This is a genomic window from Peribacillus sp. Aquil_B1, assembly GCF_022603275.1.
GTDB lineage: Bacteria > Bacillota > Bacilli > Bacillales > DSM-1321 > Peribacillus.
On record NZ_JAKXEE010000001.1, the window covers coordinates 1,941,947 to 1,959,692 of the forward strand.

11 protein-coding genes and 2 pseudogenes are annotated in these 17,746 nt (G+C 39.1%); 11 read left to right on the forward strand and 2 right to left on the reverse strand.

The annotated features are described in order from the left end of the window. Positions 1 to 104: 104 nt before the first annotated feature. Positions 105 to 257 (reverse strand): hypothetical protein, encoded by a 153-nt coding sequence (locus MPH60_RS09605; protein WP_241594449.1) that lies wholly within the window; start codon positions 255 to 257, stop codon positions 105 to 107. A 15-nt stretch (positions 258 to 272) separates the two neighbouring features. After that, positions 273 to 2,447: an Ig-like domain-containing protein gene (locus MPH60_RS09610; protein ID WP_241594448.1), complete on the reverse strand. Its 2,175-nt coding sequence runs from the start codon at positions 2,445 to 2,447 to the stop codon at positions 273 to 275. A 431-nt stretch (positions 2,448 to 2,878) separates the two neighbouring features. Here MPH60_RS09610 and MPH60_RS09615 point away from each other — a divergent pair, with 431 nt between their 5' ends. The 11 genes and pseudogenes from MPH60_RS09615 (at position 2,879) to MPH60_RS09660 (ending at position 17,744) form a co-directional block, all read left to right on the forward strand. Beyond that, positions 2,879 to 3,661 (forward strand): hypothetical protein, encoded by a 783-nt coding sequence (locus tag MPH60_RS09615; protein ID WP_241594447.1) that lies wholly within the window; start codon positions 2,879 to 2,881, stop codon positions 3,659 to 3,661. Continuing rightward, the gene (locus MPH60_RS09620; RefSeq protein ID WP_241594446.1) at positions 3,661 to 3,927 is read left to right on the forward strand and encodes a PqqD family protein; all 267 of its coding nucleotides are present in this window, start codon (positions 3,661 to 3,663) and stop codon (positions 3,925 to 3,927) included. The genes MPH60_RS09615 and MPH60_RS09620 overlap by 1 nt, the downstream gene beginning before the upstream one ends. 76 nt (positions 3,928 to 4,003) lie before the next feature. Beyond that, positions 4,004 to 4,384, forward strand: coding sequence for a hypothetical protein (locus MPH60_RS27955; protein ID WP_405390735.1), 381 nt, complete (start codon positions 4,004 to 4,006; stop codon positions 4,382 to 4,384). Beyond that, positions 4,381 to 5,346, forward strand: coding sequence for a nucleotidyltransferase family protein (locus MPH60_RS09625; protein WP_241594445.1), 966 nt, complete (start codon positions 4,381 to 4,383; stop codon positions 5,344 to 5,346). Before MPH60_RS27955 ends, MPH60_RS09625 begins: the two co-directional genes overlap by 4 nt. A gap of 243 nt (positions 5,347 to 5,589) precedes the next feature. Further along, entirely contained in the window at positions 5,590 to 6,216 is a 627-nt protein-coding gene (locus MPH60_RS09630; protein ID WP_241594444.1) for a metal-dependent hydrolase, read from the forward strand. A gap of 206 nt (positions 6,217 to 6,422) precedes the next feature. Beyond that, the gene (locus MPH60_RS09635; protein ID WP_241594443.1) at positions 6,423 to 6,866 is read left to right on the forward strand and encodes a C40 family peptidase; all 444 of its coding nucleotides are present in this window, start codon (positions 6,423 to 6,425) and stop codon (positions 6,864 to 6,866) included. Positions 6,867 to 7,772: 906 nt separating this feature from the next. Continuing rightward, positions 7,773 to 9,902 carry an ATP-dependent Clp protease ATP-binding subunit gene (locus tag MPH60_RS09640; RefSeq protein ID WP_241594442.1) on the forward strand — a complete coding sequence of 710 codons (2,130 nt, stop codon included), beginning with the start codon at positions 7,773 to 7,775 and terminating at the stop codon, positions 9,900 to 9,902. Between the two features lie 386 nt (positions 9,903 to 10,288). Then, positions 10,289 to 12,175: pseudogene (gene pulA / locus MPH60_RS09645) on the forward strand (type I pullulanase); the annotation flags it as partial. 192 nt (positions 12,176 to 12,367) lie between these two features. Further along, complete coding sequence (gene fdhF, locus MPH60_RS09650; protein WP_241594470.1) at positions 12,368 to 15,319, forward strand: formate dehydrogenase subunit alpha; 2,952 nt, start codon at positions 12,368 to 12,370, stop codon at positions 15,317 to 15,319. Continuing rightward, positions 15,312 to 15,833 (forward strand): annotated as a pseudogene (locus MPH60_RS09655) (DUF1641 domain-containing protein); the annotation flags it as partial. The gene fdhF and the pseudogene MPH60_RS09655, both read left to right, overlap by 8 nt. Positions 15,834 to 16,262: 429 nt before the next feature. Continuing rightward, entirely contained in the window at positions 16,263 to 17,744 is a 1,482-nt protein-coding gene (locus MPH60_RS09660; RefSeq protein WP_241615820.1) for a spore germination protein, read from the forward strand. The last annotated feature ends 2 nt before the right edge of the window (positions 17,745 to 17,746 follow it).

Here is a 17,746-nt window from a genome sequence, read left to right on the forward strand (position 1 = left end):
TGTAGTTACAGAACGTAAAAAAGATAATATAAATAAGTTGCACAAAAAAACGCGTTAAGTCTTTAGAAAAGACCTTAACGCGCTTTTTTACTTTATTATAACCATCAAGGAACAAAAACCCTTACCCAGCATCCATCTATATATTGGAATTCCCAATGTCCTGTTGCAGAAGAGATCGCTGTTTCAAAGGTGACGTTTTGATGGTGCAATACTTTAGGCGCTTCGTATTTCTTTTTTGCTTTGATTTGCTTTTCCATATTCATTCCTCCCAATTATTTAGAACATGAACATGTTCCTTTGTCGAAATCATATAAATTGATTGTTTCTTTATTGCCAGCATTGTCAATGCTGTAGTATTCCAATGTGTGGGTTTTATCGGCAGTGACATCAAAAGGTTTTGTATAGACCTGCCAAATTCCTCCGTTTATTCGGTATAATGTTTCTTTTACTCCAGATTTATCATCTGAGGCATTGTAGGTAACCGTCAAGGCTACTACATAGGTATTTTTGTCGTTAAAAATAGGAGTCATTTTATTTTTCGTAATGGGTGGGATCGTATCCGGATTGACAACTGTTATGATAGCTGAGTCTGAAAAACCACCTTCCTCGGTTGTGACTGTAATTGTTGCTTGACCTATGCCGACCGCGTGGACAACCCCGTTTACAACGGTAGCTACACTAGAATCTGATGTAGTCCAGCTTACATTTTGGTTTGTTGCATTAGATGGGTTAAGCTTTGCTGTTAAACTTTGATTTGCATCTCCAAGATTGAAATTCAAGCTTTTAGGATCTAGAGACACACTTACTACTGGGGCTGTGACAATGACAGTAGCCATATCCGTGAATCCGCCATCTTCCGTTGAAACTGTGATGATGGCTTGTCCTGGTCCAACAGGATGGACAACCCCGTTATCAACGGTGGCAACACTTGAATCGGAACTGGACCAAGTGACATTCTTGTTTGTTGCATTAGATGGTGAAACCGTTTCTGTTACACTTTTATCCTTTCCGCCGACAATAAGCTCAAGTGTGTCAGGGTCAACCGTTATTCCAGTAACCGGTACGGTAACATTAATAGTTGCTGAAGCTGTGAAGCTGCCATCCTCCGTGGTAACAGTGATTGTGGCTTGTCCTGGTCCTACAGGATGAACGACACCGTTATCAACTGTTGCTACACTCGAATCTGAACTGGACCAAGTGACGCTCTTGTTTGTTGCATTGGATGGTGAAACTGTTACTGTTAATGTTCCGTTTTTTCCACCAACTATCAAGTCCAGAGATGCAGGATCCAGTGAAATACCCGTAACAGGTATTTTGACAGTAACGGTTGCTGAAGCTGTGAAGCTGCCATCTTCCGTGGTAACAGTGATTGTGGCTTGTCCTGGTCCGATTGGGTGGACTATACCATTATCAACGGTGGCAACACTTGAATCTGAGCTTGACCAAGTGACATTCTTGTTGGTTGCATTGGATGGTGAAACCTCAGCGTTTAAAGCTTTATCCTCACCGTCAACCGTTAGATTCAAGAAATCCGGGCTAATGTTTACTCCAGTCACTGGGACTGTTACGGTCACTTTAGCTGTTTCCTGTATTTTTCCATCTTCTGTAGAAACAGTGATGGTAGCCAACCCTGGACCTATTGGATGGACTATTCCATTTTTAACAGTTGCCACATTCGAGTCGGATGTAGTCCATATTAATTTTTTGTTAGTTGCATTGGATGAAGTGATGGTCGCAGTTAAGATCTCATCTTTTCCACCTACAGTCATGTCTATAATCTTCGGATTAAGTGATAGACTCTCAACAGGTACTAGTTTACTAGCACAAACGGTCACTAAGGACCAATCGAACCGCCCATTGTTAGTGAAAACCTTTATTATGGCGATCCCTGGGCTCACGGCGTGAACCTTACCGTCTGAAACGGTAGCTACTCGTGGGTTAAAAGAAAACCAACTAAGCTTTTGATCTGTTGCATTGTCAGGTATGACTTTGGCTGTTAATTGCGCTTCATCATTAACAGTTAGATTTACTAGTTTCGGTTGTAGCGTAACACTTTTTACGGCAATATCCGGTTCACATACTATTACTTTCGTTCTCGCCTTAAAATTACCATCTTTTGTCGTGACAGTAACGATTGTTGTACCCGGACCTTTCGGATGAACTTTACCGTCATTCGAAACCGTTGCGACTCGAGTGTTTGATGAAGACCAAGTCACTTTCTTATCTGAAGCATTAGAGGGTTTGATCGTTTCAACAAGTGCCACATCTTTATCATTAATTTTCATTTTTATAGTCTCTGGAGCTAGAGAAATCCCTGTCACATGAACAGGTTTACTTCCTTTTCCACCTCCATTTGTCGCATATGCCTGCGAGTTGCCCACAAGACATAAAAAAAGGATTGCAATCGTTAATATTGTGAGCGTTTTAATATTCCTTGCAATTGACATGAAATTTCCCCCTGTGTTAAATGTTTATATAAGCTTATTTTTTTTGAAAGCCCCTCCTTTTTACACATAAAGCCTTTATTTATAAAGAATAAGTCTAGAAAAAACAGGATGTTTGTAGTAGTATGTTTTCCTCGCTCATTCAATACATCTCATATTTACTAGAACTAAATACCTGACTTTTTTTAGAATACCATCGTTCTTCATAAAGAACAATATGCGTTTATGAAAATTATTTAATTCAGTAAAAACAATTAAATTATAAGGTATTTCATAAGATATCTTGTGCGTTATATTCAAATATTTTTAATTCAGGTAGCTGAAAATGTTCTTTAAAAAGAATATATAATGAATTATAATAGCGTGTGTAGGAGTATTATCCTAATGTTATATATTCTGTTTAAACATTTTTGGTCGATTAAAAAAGGGGAGAAATGAATCTAACTATGAAAATATTTCACACTAAAATAGGGGATCATTTCATTCAATTTGAAAATGCCCCCGAATATATAAATGGGATGTTCCGAGAATTGGAGGACGCAAGCTATCGGCCTGACCTTACCGTAACAATCCAGATGGACTTTGGATCACCTTTTGTGAACTATGATGTGAAAGAAGATAGGCAGGCTGATAGAATTTATTTTCGAAGGTCTGATTACCTAGTGGAAGTAGATGCAGAGTATCAATATGCAGAGATTTCCGCTTATAATGAATTGGCTTTAAAGCATGCATTAATTAATTTATACAGTTCGTTCATTGTATTCCATAAATGGGGGCTGCTGCTTCACTCTTCTTGCGTAATAGAAAATGGTAAAGCTCATATTTTTGCAGGTCATTCTGGTGCTGGAAAATCAACGGCAGCAAAATTATCTTATCCGCGAAACCTTCTCTCGGATGAAGCAACCATTTTAAAAATTTCATCTGAAAAAATGGAAGTATATAATTCGCCATTCCGAAGTGAAATCCTAGCTGCTGGGGAAGAAGAAATTTTCCCATTAGGGAGTATTCAATTCTTACATCAGTCTCTTCAAAACCAAAGAGAAATACTTACTAAATCGGATTCGCTTATATCATTGATAACTAAAGTGTTTTATTGGTCAGATCATCCAGCAAATAAAAAAGTCATACTAGGGATGTTAACAGAACTGGTTAACCAGGTACCTATATATAACCTCTTTTTTCAGAAAAACGATACTTTTTGGGAGTTGATTTCGTAATGGTCCAATATATTCAAAGTAATCATGTGGAAGCCACGCAACTTGGTGATGAATGGATTATTTTACATACTGAAAAATTCACAGTGACAAAGCTAAATGAAATCGGTGGGTTTTGCTGGGGGCTTTTAAACCAAGCACAAACAGTGGACTCCTTGATTCAGACATTAACGGATCAATATTTAACGGCAGAGGAAATAGCAAAAGATGACATAGAGTCGTATTTATTGGATTTATTACAGTTTGGATTAATTCAGCATGCTATTTGACAAGGAGATTGTCGAATTGTTTAAGATGACACTGAAAAAAGAGGGCACACTTAATTTACCTGCGCAAGGATGTAGTATGTATCCTTTTATAAAGGAAGGGGATATATGTAACTTTAATGAATGCAAACCTTTTCATTTTAAAAAAGGGGATATTATTTTGTTTTACACTTCATCTAATCGATTGATTGCCCACCGGTATTATAAGGAAATGAAAAGTGATCAGCAACGGGAATACCTTTTCAAAGGAGATACTAATATAAGCTTTGATCATACAGTACAAGTGGAACAATTGATTGGTAAACTGGTTTATGTCCAAAAACGGAATTCCAAGTTGCATGCTTCTGGTTTTCTTGCAAAAACGTGGGGGGGAATAATACTTTCATTTCCGTTTTTATCGAGGATGTTACGAAAGTATCTAAATCTACAACAAAGAGTAAAGGGGAGACTTTCCCATTGAATCCAACGATACTGCAGGTATTATTTGAACCACAAGTAAAGTTGCCCATTGACTCTGAATATTATTGGCAGCTTCTAAATGAAATAGAAAAATCGAAAATTCATCCACAAATATGGTTCCTAATGAAAAAGAATGGGAGGTTTGTGGATACACCGGCCTTCTTTCAGCAAGTAATAATTGAAAAATTTCAAAGTGTCTTTTATCAAAATATCCTGATTAAAAGTCAAACTGATTTGTTTTTGCGTGAATTTGAACATATCGGCTTAGATGTTATTCCTTTAAAAGGGACGCTTTTTTCTGAGGAACAGTTCGGCCATCTTGGAGCCCGGCCCACCTCTGATATCGATTTACTAATTAAAGCTAGTGACATGGATCAGGCAATTGAATCGGTTAAACAATTAGGGTATAAACAAAAGGAGAAACAAATTCCTAGTCATTTCCATACTTCGTTCAGTAAATACCTTCCTGAATCCAAAATACCACTAACCGTCGAACTTCATTGGGATATTTTAAAGAAAGATACGGCTAATTTGGAAATCACCGAGTTTTGGAAAGAAGGATATCTCATCAATGACTCACTTCATGTTAAACAACTTTCCGATTACCATCTTTTTTATACGATTTGTCTCCATGGGTGGCGGCATAACATGGATTCATTAAAGTATTTTATAGATATCATTCAACTTCTTATAAACCTGGATATCGATTTTGAAAGATTACTAGCGGATGCTACCCGTCACAAAACAAAAAAAAGAATCATCAGAACGTTATCGATAGTATATGAGCAGTTACCTATTCTTCATTCAGTAAAAGAGTTTCCTTATTATAACCCTACTTTATTCAACAAAAGGAATTCTACAATCAATAAGTATGTGGACTTCATTGATTATTCATTTCTAAGTTTTGATTCACCTAAACATTCCATAATTGAGTTTTGTAATTGGTTGCATCCCCAAAAATAAATGTTACTGGCTGGATTAAATTTCCCACCACCCAGAAAAAGGTTGAAAGCAATCTTTATATAAACGAGATAAGAAATTAAAGCAATAAGGTCCTTTATAGACGCTAATTATTGATTGCTAGGCTTTTTTACAAGAATTAAAGAAATTTCCCCAAAAATATTGTATAGTTATATTACAGGTATTCGAACAAACATTCGTTTCTTGGAAACAGAGATTACTTCTTAGAGGGACAGGAGAGAGACAGTGAACGGTACAGCACACATGGCTTTAGGGGCCACAGTTGGATTCTTGGCGGCAAACACACTTCAAACAGATCCGACCACCACTTTATTCTTGGTTGGCATTGGGGGTGTTTCAGGCCTTATGCCCGATATGGATATTGACGGAAAGTTAAGTAATAGGATTACCTTTTCACATAAGTTTATCCGAACAATAGCACAAACGATTGGGATATTAATGATCATTTATAGTCTTTTGGAAGGCTCGGATACGGAGAAGTGGATCGGTGTAGGTGCTGGAATCGGAATCATCATAATTTCATCATTCATTAGACAAAGGCATATGCTGACCCTGACTGGATTAGCGGTCTTAGGCGGCGGTTTATCATTGCAGGAAAGCTGGTTGTGGCTGTTAGGCGTCTATATTATCCTAGCATCCTTTACACCACATAGAAGTTATACCCATTCGATTGCCGGTATCGCTTTCTTTGGTATCATTGCCTTTCAATTCGAAGCCTTTATGGGGATTGACGGAATTTTCGCAACTTGTTCATTAGGATACATAAGTCATTTAATTGCAGATTTGAAATGTTTACCTTTTAATAAACGTGGGGTAAAATTATTTCTTCCATTTTTCTCAAAAGAATTTTAACAGTGGTTTTCTTACCGCTGTTTTTTCTATGAGGAAAAATCAGTTCTTAGCAAAATGGACACATCATTCGACATATTTTTATGTTTTATATGGTCATTCTTCCTAAATCTACTAAATGTAACATATTTGTAAAGATCCTGTGATGCGAGTGATATACCTTTTCTAGTATATTAGGTTTAGCAAATCACATCAGGGGGTAAAATAATTTGTTTAAGAAAATTGTCGTCGGATTGTCATTGGCTATTACGCTTGTAACAGCATCTTTTGCTGGGGACCAAGTGGAAGCTGCTTCATATTATACAAAAGCGATTAAAGTGGCTAAAAGTGAATTAGGTACAAAATATAAAATGGGTGGCATTTCCTCTTCAGGTTTTGATTGCTCCGGTTTAGTGAAGTATTCATATCAAAAGGCTGGTAAGAATTTACCAAGAACAGCTGCTGACATATATAAAAAAGGTAAGAAAGTTAAAAGCCTGCAAAAAGGTGACTTAATGTTTTTTGCCCCAAATAAAGCGAAAAAACCTACACATGTGGCTATATACATAGGAAACAATGAATTCATACACTCTTCATCATCTAAAGGAGTGTCATACGCTAAAACCAATAATACCTATTGGAAGCCAAAGTATATTGGTGCGAAACGTATATAATAGAAGGAAATCAATCTTAATATAAAAAAGCTAAGAGACTTAATGAAGTCTCTTTCAATTTGTAAACAAAAAGGTTTTGGAAGGTTTCATTCCAAAATCTTTTTTTTGTTGGAATTGAAGCAGATTTAACGGAAAGCATGGCACGGATTGGACAACGAAGGGACTTTTAAGAAAGTATCGATATCACCTCAAGTATTAATACTACTTAAAAACAAAAAAGACTGTAAGCAAAGGCGGCGAGGGCGGTCCGCCCGCGGAAAGCGGGTGTCTGGAGAGGAAATAATCAACTCATATAAATCCTAAAAAGAATGTAGACAATTTTTCAACGAGTTTGTTATCAGTCAAATAGGACTGACATCCGTCAGCCCTATCAGTTATTAGACCAATGCGGGTTTTAACTAAATTTTAATGAAGTTGGTTGGAACGGAAGGTGCGAGACTCCTGCGGGAAAAGCGTGTCAAGGGGAGACCCCACAGGTGCGAAGATGCCGAGGAGGTTCCTCGGCCGCCCGCGGAAAGCGAGTACCTGGAGTGGAAATCCAACGTTTAAAAATTATCCAAACCTTAATGAGACTTAATAAAGTTTTTTTTGTTTTAAAAAGTAAGAGTAGATGGGGCATATGGACAAGATAATTGTCGATTTGTAATAGTTTAAGGTTATGGTGAGTCCTGAAGTGGGTAATTCATACTAACTGAATAAATTAAGAGGCAAATATAGAATCTTTTTATTTGACTGAAAATGGATAGTTTAATATGCTTAGCAAACCAATTCAAGGTAATTTCTTTTTTATTAAAAAAATTCCCAGACAAAATTATTGAAAGTCAAAGAAGGTCAATGTATAATAAAGTCAGAAAGTCAAAGAAGGTCAAAGTTTTTTAAATTCATTTTTTAAAGGAGGAGTACTACATGCTTTGTGAAAAATGCCATGTAAACCAAGCTAATATTCAAGTTCACCTAAATATGAATGGTCAGGAGCATGATGTGAAACTGTGCTCCACTTGTTATAAAGAAGAGCGAAACAAACTTGGAGCAGCTATGGGCGGAATGGATATAGGGAAATTCCAATTTAACGGATCTCCAAATTCATTCAATCCATTTAATTATAATGGTGTACCAAAACCGGATTCAGCTGAACATGGAGAGGACGGAGGATTGCTTGAGGAGTATGGCCGCAATTTGACCGATGCTGCTAAAGCAGGACTTATTGATCCGGTTATCGGACGAAACGAAGAAATCAAACGCGTCATTGAAGTTCTAAATAGACGCAATAAAAATAATCCAGTTTTAATCGGTGAACCTGGTGTCGGTAAAACAGCCATTGCTGAAGGTCTTGCTTTAGCGATTGTTGAAGGTTCAGTGCCAGTTAAATTACGTAATAAGCTTGTATATATGCTTGATGTAGCGTCCCTTGTGTCGAATACTGGAATTAGAGGGCAATTCGAAGAACGTATGAAGCAATTGATCAGCGAATTACAGGAAAGAAAAAATGTGATACTATTCATCGATGAGATTCATCAGCTTGTGGGAGCGGGTTCAGCCGAAGGATCAATGGATGCAGGAAATATCTTGAAGCCTGCACTTGCACGCGGCGAACTTCAGCTTGTCGGAGCAACCACTTTATCAGAATATAGAAAAATTGAAAAAGATGGTGCCCTTGAAAGGCGCTTCCAGCCTGTACAGGTTAATGAGCCGACAACGGCTGAGGCACTTGTCATCTTACGTGGATTAAAGGATAGTTATGAATCTTATCATGGTGTGACATATAGTGAGGAAGCCCTTAAAGCGGCAGTTGAACTTTCGAACCGCTACATTCAAGACCGATTCCTGCCTGATAAGGCAATAGACTTAATGGATGAAGCTGGTTCCAAATTGAACTTGACCATCGAAGACGGCCAAGTAGAAAACATGAAAGAACGTCTGGCTCAAATCTATAAAGAAAAAGAAATGGCCTTAAAAGAAGAAGCGTATGAAAAAGCTGCCGTTCTTCGTGATGAAGAAGAAAAACTGGAAAAGTCATTGCAGGCTGGTGAAGATGCAATTAAGCCAACCGTTACCGTTGAAGACATTCAAAATATCATCGAACAAAAGACTGGTATACCTGTAGGTAAGCTCCAAGAAGATGAGCAAGAAAGAATGGTTCATCTCCAAGCGGAGCTGATGAAAAAAGTAATCGGGCAGGAAGAGGCTGTCAAAAAGGTTTCCAAGGCCGTTCGAAGAAGTCGTGCCGGGTTAAAATCAAAAAACCGCCCTACCGGTTCTTTCCTTTTCGTTGGTCCTACAGGAGTAGGTAAAACCGAATTGGCAAAAACGCTTGCTGAGGAATTATTCGGGGACAAGGATGCGATGATTCGTCTTGACATGAGTGAATTCATGGAGAAACACAGTGTTTCTAAATTAATCGGTTCTCCTCCTGGATATGTAGGGCATGAGGAAGCTGGACAATTGACGGAAAAAGTCCGCCGCAAGCCTTACAGTATCATCTTATTGGATGAAATCGAAAAGGCACATCCGGATGTAATGCATATGTTCCTGCAAATCATGGAAGATGGCCGCTTAACCGACAGTCAAGGCCGGACCGTTACTTTTAAAGATACCGTGATCATCATGACGAGTAATGCTGGAGTTGGTGAGAAACAAAAAGTAATGGGGTTCGGTACAAGTTCAGCTGTGGAAGAAGCATCAATCCTACAATCATTAGGCAGCTTCTTTAAACCGGAATTCCTGAACCGATTCGATAGCATCATTGAATTCTCGGCATTGAAGAAAGAAGATCTTCTGCAAATCGTTGATATCATGATTCACGAGCTAGACGAAACACTTGCTGCAAATGGTTTATCTTTAGATGTAACTAATGAAGCGAAACAAAAGCTAATTGAACTCGGATATCACCCAACTTTCGGGGCGAGACCGCTCCGCCGTGTTTTACAAGAACAGCTCGAAGACGGTATCACTGACTTTATCTTTGAGCAGCCTGAAGTTAAGAACTTCACTGCAATTGTTGAAGATAACTCTGTGAAAATTATTAAAACACCATAAAGAGTACTAGAAATGCCTCCAAGACCGTAAAACTGTTATGGAGGCATTTTTTTATCTTTTTTAGGCTTCGTTTTCATAAAAGGTAGGAATGGTACAGCTAAATGACCTGCAGCTTTCGATTAAAATATAGATTTCTGAATTTTCGACATAATTTGCCGATCGAGTGTTTTGATGGGTAATGCCTGTGGAATCATAACATAAGGTAAGATTCGCTCATGAATATAAAAATTAATAATTCCTGTTCTAAAATGGGAATTTCAATGGAGGAATGACCTATTAAAGATTCACTTTCTTATTTTGAAGAGGAAAATAAAAATAATCGAAAACCTGCGGATAATGAAACGGAAAATCAGGTGGAATCCCTGCCGGTTGCGAATATTAATCCAGTAAACCCGTCGGAATTGGATGAACTATATTTCTATGAAGGCAAAGATTTAGGAAATTCCTATCTTAAAGATAAAACCGCATTCCGGTTATGGGCACCACTTGCATCTGAAGCTAAGCTAGTTACTTATAAACATTGGAATGATTCAGATGGAACAGAGATTCCGATGGTCCGCGCGGAAAAAGGTACCTGGACGATTGAGTTGAACGGTGATCAGGATGGATTGATTTATACATATAAAGTGAGAGTGGGAGAAATCTGGAGTGAAGCCGTCGATCCGTATGTTCGTGCAGTTACTGTTAACGGGATTAAAGGAGTCGTGATAGATTTAACAGATACGAATCCAAAAAGGTGGACACGGGATAAACCACCTCTCAAAAAAGCTGAGGACATAGTCATTTATGAATTGCATACTCGGGATTTGTCGATTCATCCTGAAAGCGGCATAAATCATAAAGGTAAATTCTTAGGAGTAATTGAAGCCGGAACCAAAGGTCCAGAAGGAGCGAAAACGGGTCTTGATCATATGAAAGATCTAGGTGTTACGCATGTTCAGTTTATCCCGATATTCGATTTTGCTACAGTCAATGAAATGAAATTGAATGAACCACAATATAACTGGGGATATGATCCACAGAATTATAACGCTCCCGAGGGCTCTTATTCGACTGATCCGTATCAACCAAAAGTCAGGATTCGGGAGTTAAAGGAAATGATTCAAGGTTTACATGATCACGGTTTACGAGTAATCATGGATGTTGTCTATAATCACGTATATTCCGTGGAGGACTCAAACTTCCATAAACTCGTTCCCACTTACTTTTTTCGCTATAACGCTGACGGCACCTTATCTAATGGAACTGGTGTAGGAAATGACACCGCATCTGAACGTAAAATGATGCGCAAATTCATCGTTGAATCCGTAATCTATTGGGCGAAGGAATTTAACCTGGATGGTTTCCGTTTCGATTTAATGGGGATTCATGATGTGGATACGATGAATGAAGTGAAAAAGGCACTGGCAGAAATTGATCCGACCCTCATTGTTTTGGGCGAAGGCTGGGATATGGATACCCCCTTGGCACAAGAGCTGAAAGCAAATCAAAAGAATGCTATTAAAATGCCTGGAATCGCTCACTTTAATGATGCGATCCGTGATGGTTTAAAAGGGTTTGTAATGAATGAACATGATAAAGGATTCGTGAATGGAAAACCAGGCATGGAAGATATTATTAAAAAAGGCATTGCTGGTGGTTTGAAATATGATGATGATATCGCAACATATCAAAGACCAGATCAAGTGATCAATTATGTTGAAGCACATGATAATTATACTTTATGGGATAAACTTCTCATCACTAATCCGGATGCGACAGAAGAAAAACGAAAACAAATGCATAAATTAGCTTCGGCAATTGTCTTACTGTCACAGGGAATTCCAATGATACATGCTGGACAAGAGTTTATGCGCACGAAGGATGGAGATGAAAATAGCTATCAATCTTCTGATTGGATTAACCGATTGGATTGGAAAAGGAGAGCTGATTTCGATCGGGAAGTGGAGTATATGAAAGGACTGATTTCTCTCAGGAAAAATCATTCTGTTTTTAGGTTAAGCACACCCGAAGAAATTGAAAAGCATTTACAATTCATTGATGCTCCGCCAAATGTGGTTGCCTTCTCTTTAATAACAGAAGATTCAACAATTGCAGTGATTCATAATGCAAATTGGGACGCGATAACGATTAATCTTCCCCACGAAGGTAATTGGTCCGTTTTAGTGGATGGCCAGCGGGCTGGCCTGGAAGAAATAGAAAGGATTAAAGGGAGTCAGATAACCGTCAACCCTTTAAGTTCGTTTGTATTGAAAGCGAACGCTAACCAATGACAATAAAGTCGAAGTGAGTGGATACTATGTCTCACTTCGACTTTGTGCATTTGCTGATATGAAATTGGTTAAAAGGAGGAGTCTTCCATTATTTACTTTCGCAAGTTTGAAAAAAAATGTGCGAGGGTAGAAAATACCAAATGATGAATTTTATCGTTTTGTAAGAGGGGAGCGATTATTTTGCCAGAGAAAATGCATATAAAAATCAATGGTGCCGAGACCAGTCTAGAAGGTAATCAAACAATATTACAAATGCTGACGGATAGCTCAATTGAGGTCCCGAATGTTTGTTACCATCCTAGCCTAGGTCCTATCGAAACATGTGATACATGTTTAGTGAGCGTTAATGGAGAACTTGTAAGGTCTTGTTCCACCAAAATCAGGGATGGTGATGTAATTGATACAGTTGCACCTGATGTAAAAGAAGCACAGGTCATGGCGATGGACAGGATATTGTATAACCATGAGCTTTATTGTACGGTTTGCGATTATAATAATGGCGGTTGTGAGATACACAATACGGTTAAGGAAATGAAGGTAAATCATCAAAGTGTTCCTTTTGATCAAAAGCCATATGAAGTGGATCGGTCGAATCCATTCTATCGATATGATCCGGATCAATGCATCCTTTGCGGCCGTTGTGTTGAAGCTTGTCAAGATGTACAGGTCACTGAAACATTGACCATTGATTGGGAAGCAAAACGCCCGCGTGTCATTTGGGATGATAATGTTCCGATCAATGAATCTTCATGCGTGTCATGTGGACACTGTTCAACTGTATGTCCGTGTAATGCAATGATGGAAAAAGGAATGGAAGGGAAAGCAGGATTTTTAACCGGCATTGCCAAACAAACACTTCGACCTATGATAGAAATTACGAAAAATGTTGAAACGGGGTATGGTTCAATATTAGCGATTTCAGATATGGAATCCACCATGAGGGATGCAAGGATCAAGAAGACAAAAACGGTTTGTACATACTGTGGGGTAGGATGCAGCTTTGACGTTTGGACCAAAGATCGGAAAATCCTTAAGATTGAACCGCAAGTGGAGGCACCTGCAAATGGGATTTCGACTTGTGTAAAAGGGAAATTCGGATGGGATTTCGTGAATAGTGAAGAAAGACTCACAAAGCCTTTAATTAGGGAAGGGGAGGCGTTCAGGGAAGCCGAATGGGAAGAAGCCCTTGAACTGATTTCCCGTAAATTCACCGAAACCAAAGATTCTTACGGTCCGGATTCGATGGCTTTCATAACGTCTTCCAAATGCACCAATGAAGAGTCCTATTTAATGCAAAAGTTGGCTAGGGGAATCATCGGCACCAATAATGTGGATAATTGTTCCCGGTATTGTCAGACACCGGCTACTTTAGGACTATTCAGAACGGTTGGATATGGCGGAGATACTGGGGGCATAAAGGATATCGAAAAGTCCGAACTTGTATTGATCATAGGCTCCAATACATCCGAATCACACCCCGTGTTGGCTACAAGAATCAAACGTTCCCATAAACTAGGTAAACAGAAGCTGATAGTGGCGGACATTAGAAAGCATGAAATGGCTGAACGTTCCGACCTTTTCATCCAGCCTGCTCCGGGATCGGATATCATATGGCTGTCTGCCGTGACTAAATATATCGTCGACAAAGGTTGGACAGACACAGACTTTGTCAAAAATCGTGTAAATGGAATGGAAGAATACATCAAGAGTTTGGAACCTTACACAATGGAATATGCAGAAAAAGTAACAGGAGTAGCTAAAGAAGATTTAATTACATTGGCGGAAGCCATTCATGAAGCGGGAAGCGTTGTATCGCTTTGGGCCATGGGCGTTACCCAGCATGGAGGAGGAAGCGATACAAGTACGGCAATTTCCAACTTATTGCTCATAACAGGCAACTACGGTAGACCTGGAACAGGTACTTATCCTTTACGCGGTCATAATAATGTTCAAGGAGCCAGCGATTTTGGCAGTATGCCGGATCGCCTGCCAGGTTATGAAAAAGTAACGGATGAAAAGGTCCGCGTGAAATATGAAAATATCTGGGGTGCAAAAATACCAGAAAACCCTGGCCTGAATAATCATGAAATGGTCGAAGGGATACATGCAGGTACCATTAAAGCAATGTACTTAAAAGGTGAAGATATGGGTCTTGTCGATTCGAATATAAATCATGTCCACAAAGCATTTGAAAAACTGGACTTCTTTGTGGTACAGGATATCTTCTTATCAAGAACGGCTGAATTCGCGGATGTCGTCCTTCCCGCAAGCCCGAGCTTTGAAAAAGAAGGTACTTTCACGAATACGGAACGCCGTATTCAACGTCTTTATCAAGTCTTTGAACCGCTTGGCGACTCAAAGCCTGATTGGCAAATCATAATGAATGTCGCTAATTCGTTAGGAGCCGGCTGGAATTATGAACATCCAAGTGAAATTATGGAAGAAGCAGCGAAACTATCACCATTATATGCAGGAGTAAGCTATGAACGCTTGGAGGGATATAACAGTCTTCAATGGCCAGTGATGCCAGATGGTAAAGATACGCCACTGTTATTCACGGAAGATTTCCCTTTCCCTGATGGAAAAGCAAGGTTATTTCCAGTCGAATGGACCAAACCGATTGACTTTGGGGATGAGTTTGATATTCATGTGAATAATGGCCGTTTATTGGAACATTTCCATGAAGGAAACATGACTTATAAATCAAAAGGCATCACTTCCAAAACGCCAAACGTCTTCCTTGAGGTTTCCCGGGAATTGGCAAAAGATAGAGGGCTTGAGGATGGGACTCTTGTTCGGCTTACTTCACCATATGGAAATGCAAAAGTGCAATGCCTGATTACGGATCGTGTAAAAGGGAAAGAAGTTTATCTGCCAATGAACGATTCAGATGACGGTGCGATCAACCAATTGACAAGCAGCCATTCAGATAAAGATACTGATACTCCCGCATATAAGGAAGTTCAAGTGAAAATGGAAGTGCTCAGGGTCAAAGGAGAAAATCCATTGCCGAGTATCAACCATCGTAATGGTAATCCACAACCGCAAATAGGTGTACAAGTACAAAAAAAATGGGCCCGCGAAGATTATATTTTCCCTGGTGACCTCTTGAAAATCAAAAAGGAGGAGAGGAACCGTGGCTAAAGCGACAAAAGTGATCAATCGAATCTCCATTAGCGATGAAGAAAGAAGAAGAATCGAACTCGAGGATATCGAGCGTACCCTTTTGGAGAATAAAGTAGTGATTAAAGAAACGTTTGAAGTCATGAAGGGCATGCAAGATCGAGGGATTTTATCAATGGTTAACAGCTTGTTGAAGGAAGGGGATAAGGTGCTGAACATTCTTGTCAAGACAGCGGACACCCCAGAAACGGCTAATACGCTAAAAAATCTCCTTTTAATACTTGGCACGTTAGGAACACTAAATGTTCAGCAGCTTGAACCGCTTATCCTCAAGGTCAATTCAGGGATTGCCCGAGTGGCCGAAGCTGATAAAACGCCGGAAAAGCCAAGCTATCTAGCATTGCTGCGTTCCTTGAATGACCAAGAAGTCAAACAAGCCATGACTTTTCTAATGACCTTTCTTAAGGGAATGGGAGAGGATACAAGCGATTTAGAAAGAACAACCCAACTACCGGAGAATCAGCATTTACATAAAGCGAATGAAACAGCGGACATAGAACGGCCGACCTCCAGAAAATCATACGGATCAAGCATACCCAGTAAAAGCGGAAACGAAAAAAAACGAAACACCAGCTGGTTTTGGATCGCAGCAGGCGTTTCGCTCGTAACCATTCCGCTTGCCTTATCTAAAAGTAAGAAATGAAGTTGCTCGTTAAAATTATTGAAAAGGACGTAAAATCGTCTGCGTAATTGACTTTGACTTGAATGATGGTGAATAATTCCCGCCAAAATATTAAAGCCGATGATTCCCTTAAAGGAAACATCGGCTTTTTTCGATGCAAAATGATATCAAAATTTTTCTCACCATCCTTTTATTACATATATTTATATTAGATACAAATAATAAAGACAATCATCAGTGAACCGAACATATACACACACTTAATCAGTAAGGGGCGGAAAAGTGAGAATAGGACGTTCTCTTAAAAGAGCTAAAGAAAAATCTACAATCAATGGCACCTTATCCTGTGAGGTTAATGAAAATGTAAAGAGATTGATGAACGTGCTAGGGAACAGTTCAGATTTGTCTATTCGAATGATTGAATCTCCACACGAAAAATCGGTACAGGCAGCTGTCATCCACCTTGACGGTTTGGCTGATGCTAACATCATAAATGTAAACATAGTTGAACCCTTAATAGATTGGTTCAACGAAAATAAACAAATATTCAAAGAGGTGGAAGAACGAGCTAGCCATATTCTAACTGTATCCCAGTTAACCGTTAAAGAAAGTTGGCAGGAATTCATATCAGCGGTTCTGACAGGTGATACGGTTATATTGTTGAATGGGAGTACAAAAGCATTCATTGCCAGTACGAAAAGTCAGCCCTCCCGTGCGATAACTGAGCCGACAAGCCAAACTGTCATTAGAGGACCAAAAGATAGTTTTACTGAAAATTTAAGAACCAATACGTCTTTAATTCGTGCTAGAATTCAAAATCCTGATGTACGTTTAGAGAGTTTGAAAGTCGGAAACGTCACTCAAACGGATATTGGAATCATGTACATTCAGGGAATTGCGGATGAGAGTATTGTGAAGGAAGTCAAAGAACGGGTAAAGGGCATTGATATTGATGGTGTTCTTGAATCGAATTACATTGAGGAATTGATCCGGGATGATGGAACGACCATTTTCCCCCTTCTTTTGAATACAGAACGTCCTGATGCGGTAGTTGGGAATTTATTGGAAGGTCGAGTTGCCATCATTATTCAAGGAACACCTTTTGTTTTAATCGTCCCGGCGGTGTTTTCTCAATATTTTCAATCTCCTGAGGATTATTATCAAAATCAATATATCGGCTCCTTTTTAAGGTTGTTAAGATTTGGAGCCTTTTTTCTATCGATGTATGCATCCGCTTTATATTTGGCACTTATTACTCATCACCAGGGGCTTATTCCTACAACTTTAATTGTCAGTTTAATGGCTCAAAGAGAAAATGTTCCTTTTCCGGCAATTGTCGAAATACTGGTAATGGAAATGGCCTTCGAAATTTTACGGGAGGCGGGAATTCGAATGCCAAGGGCGATCGGGCCAGCCGTATCAATTGTAGGAGCTCTTATTTTAGGGCAGGCAGCTGTTGAAGCGGGATTTGTGGGAGCGGCGGTGGTTATCATTGTAGCCATTTCTGCAATCAGCAGTTTTACACTGCCAAATACAAGTCTAGTCAATGTGACTCGCGGAATTCGATTCATAATGATTTTTATTTCAGCATTTATAGGTTTATACGGCATATTGCTTATGACTTTAAGTATCTGGCTTCATATGAGCAGCCTGAGGTCTTTTGGTGTACCATATTTTGCTCCATTTGCTCCATTTCGCTTCAAGGAGCAAAAAGATGGTTTTTTTCGTTTCCCCATACAGTCACTAATGAAAAAAACCAAATAAAT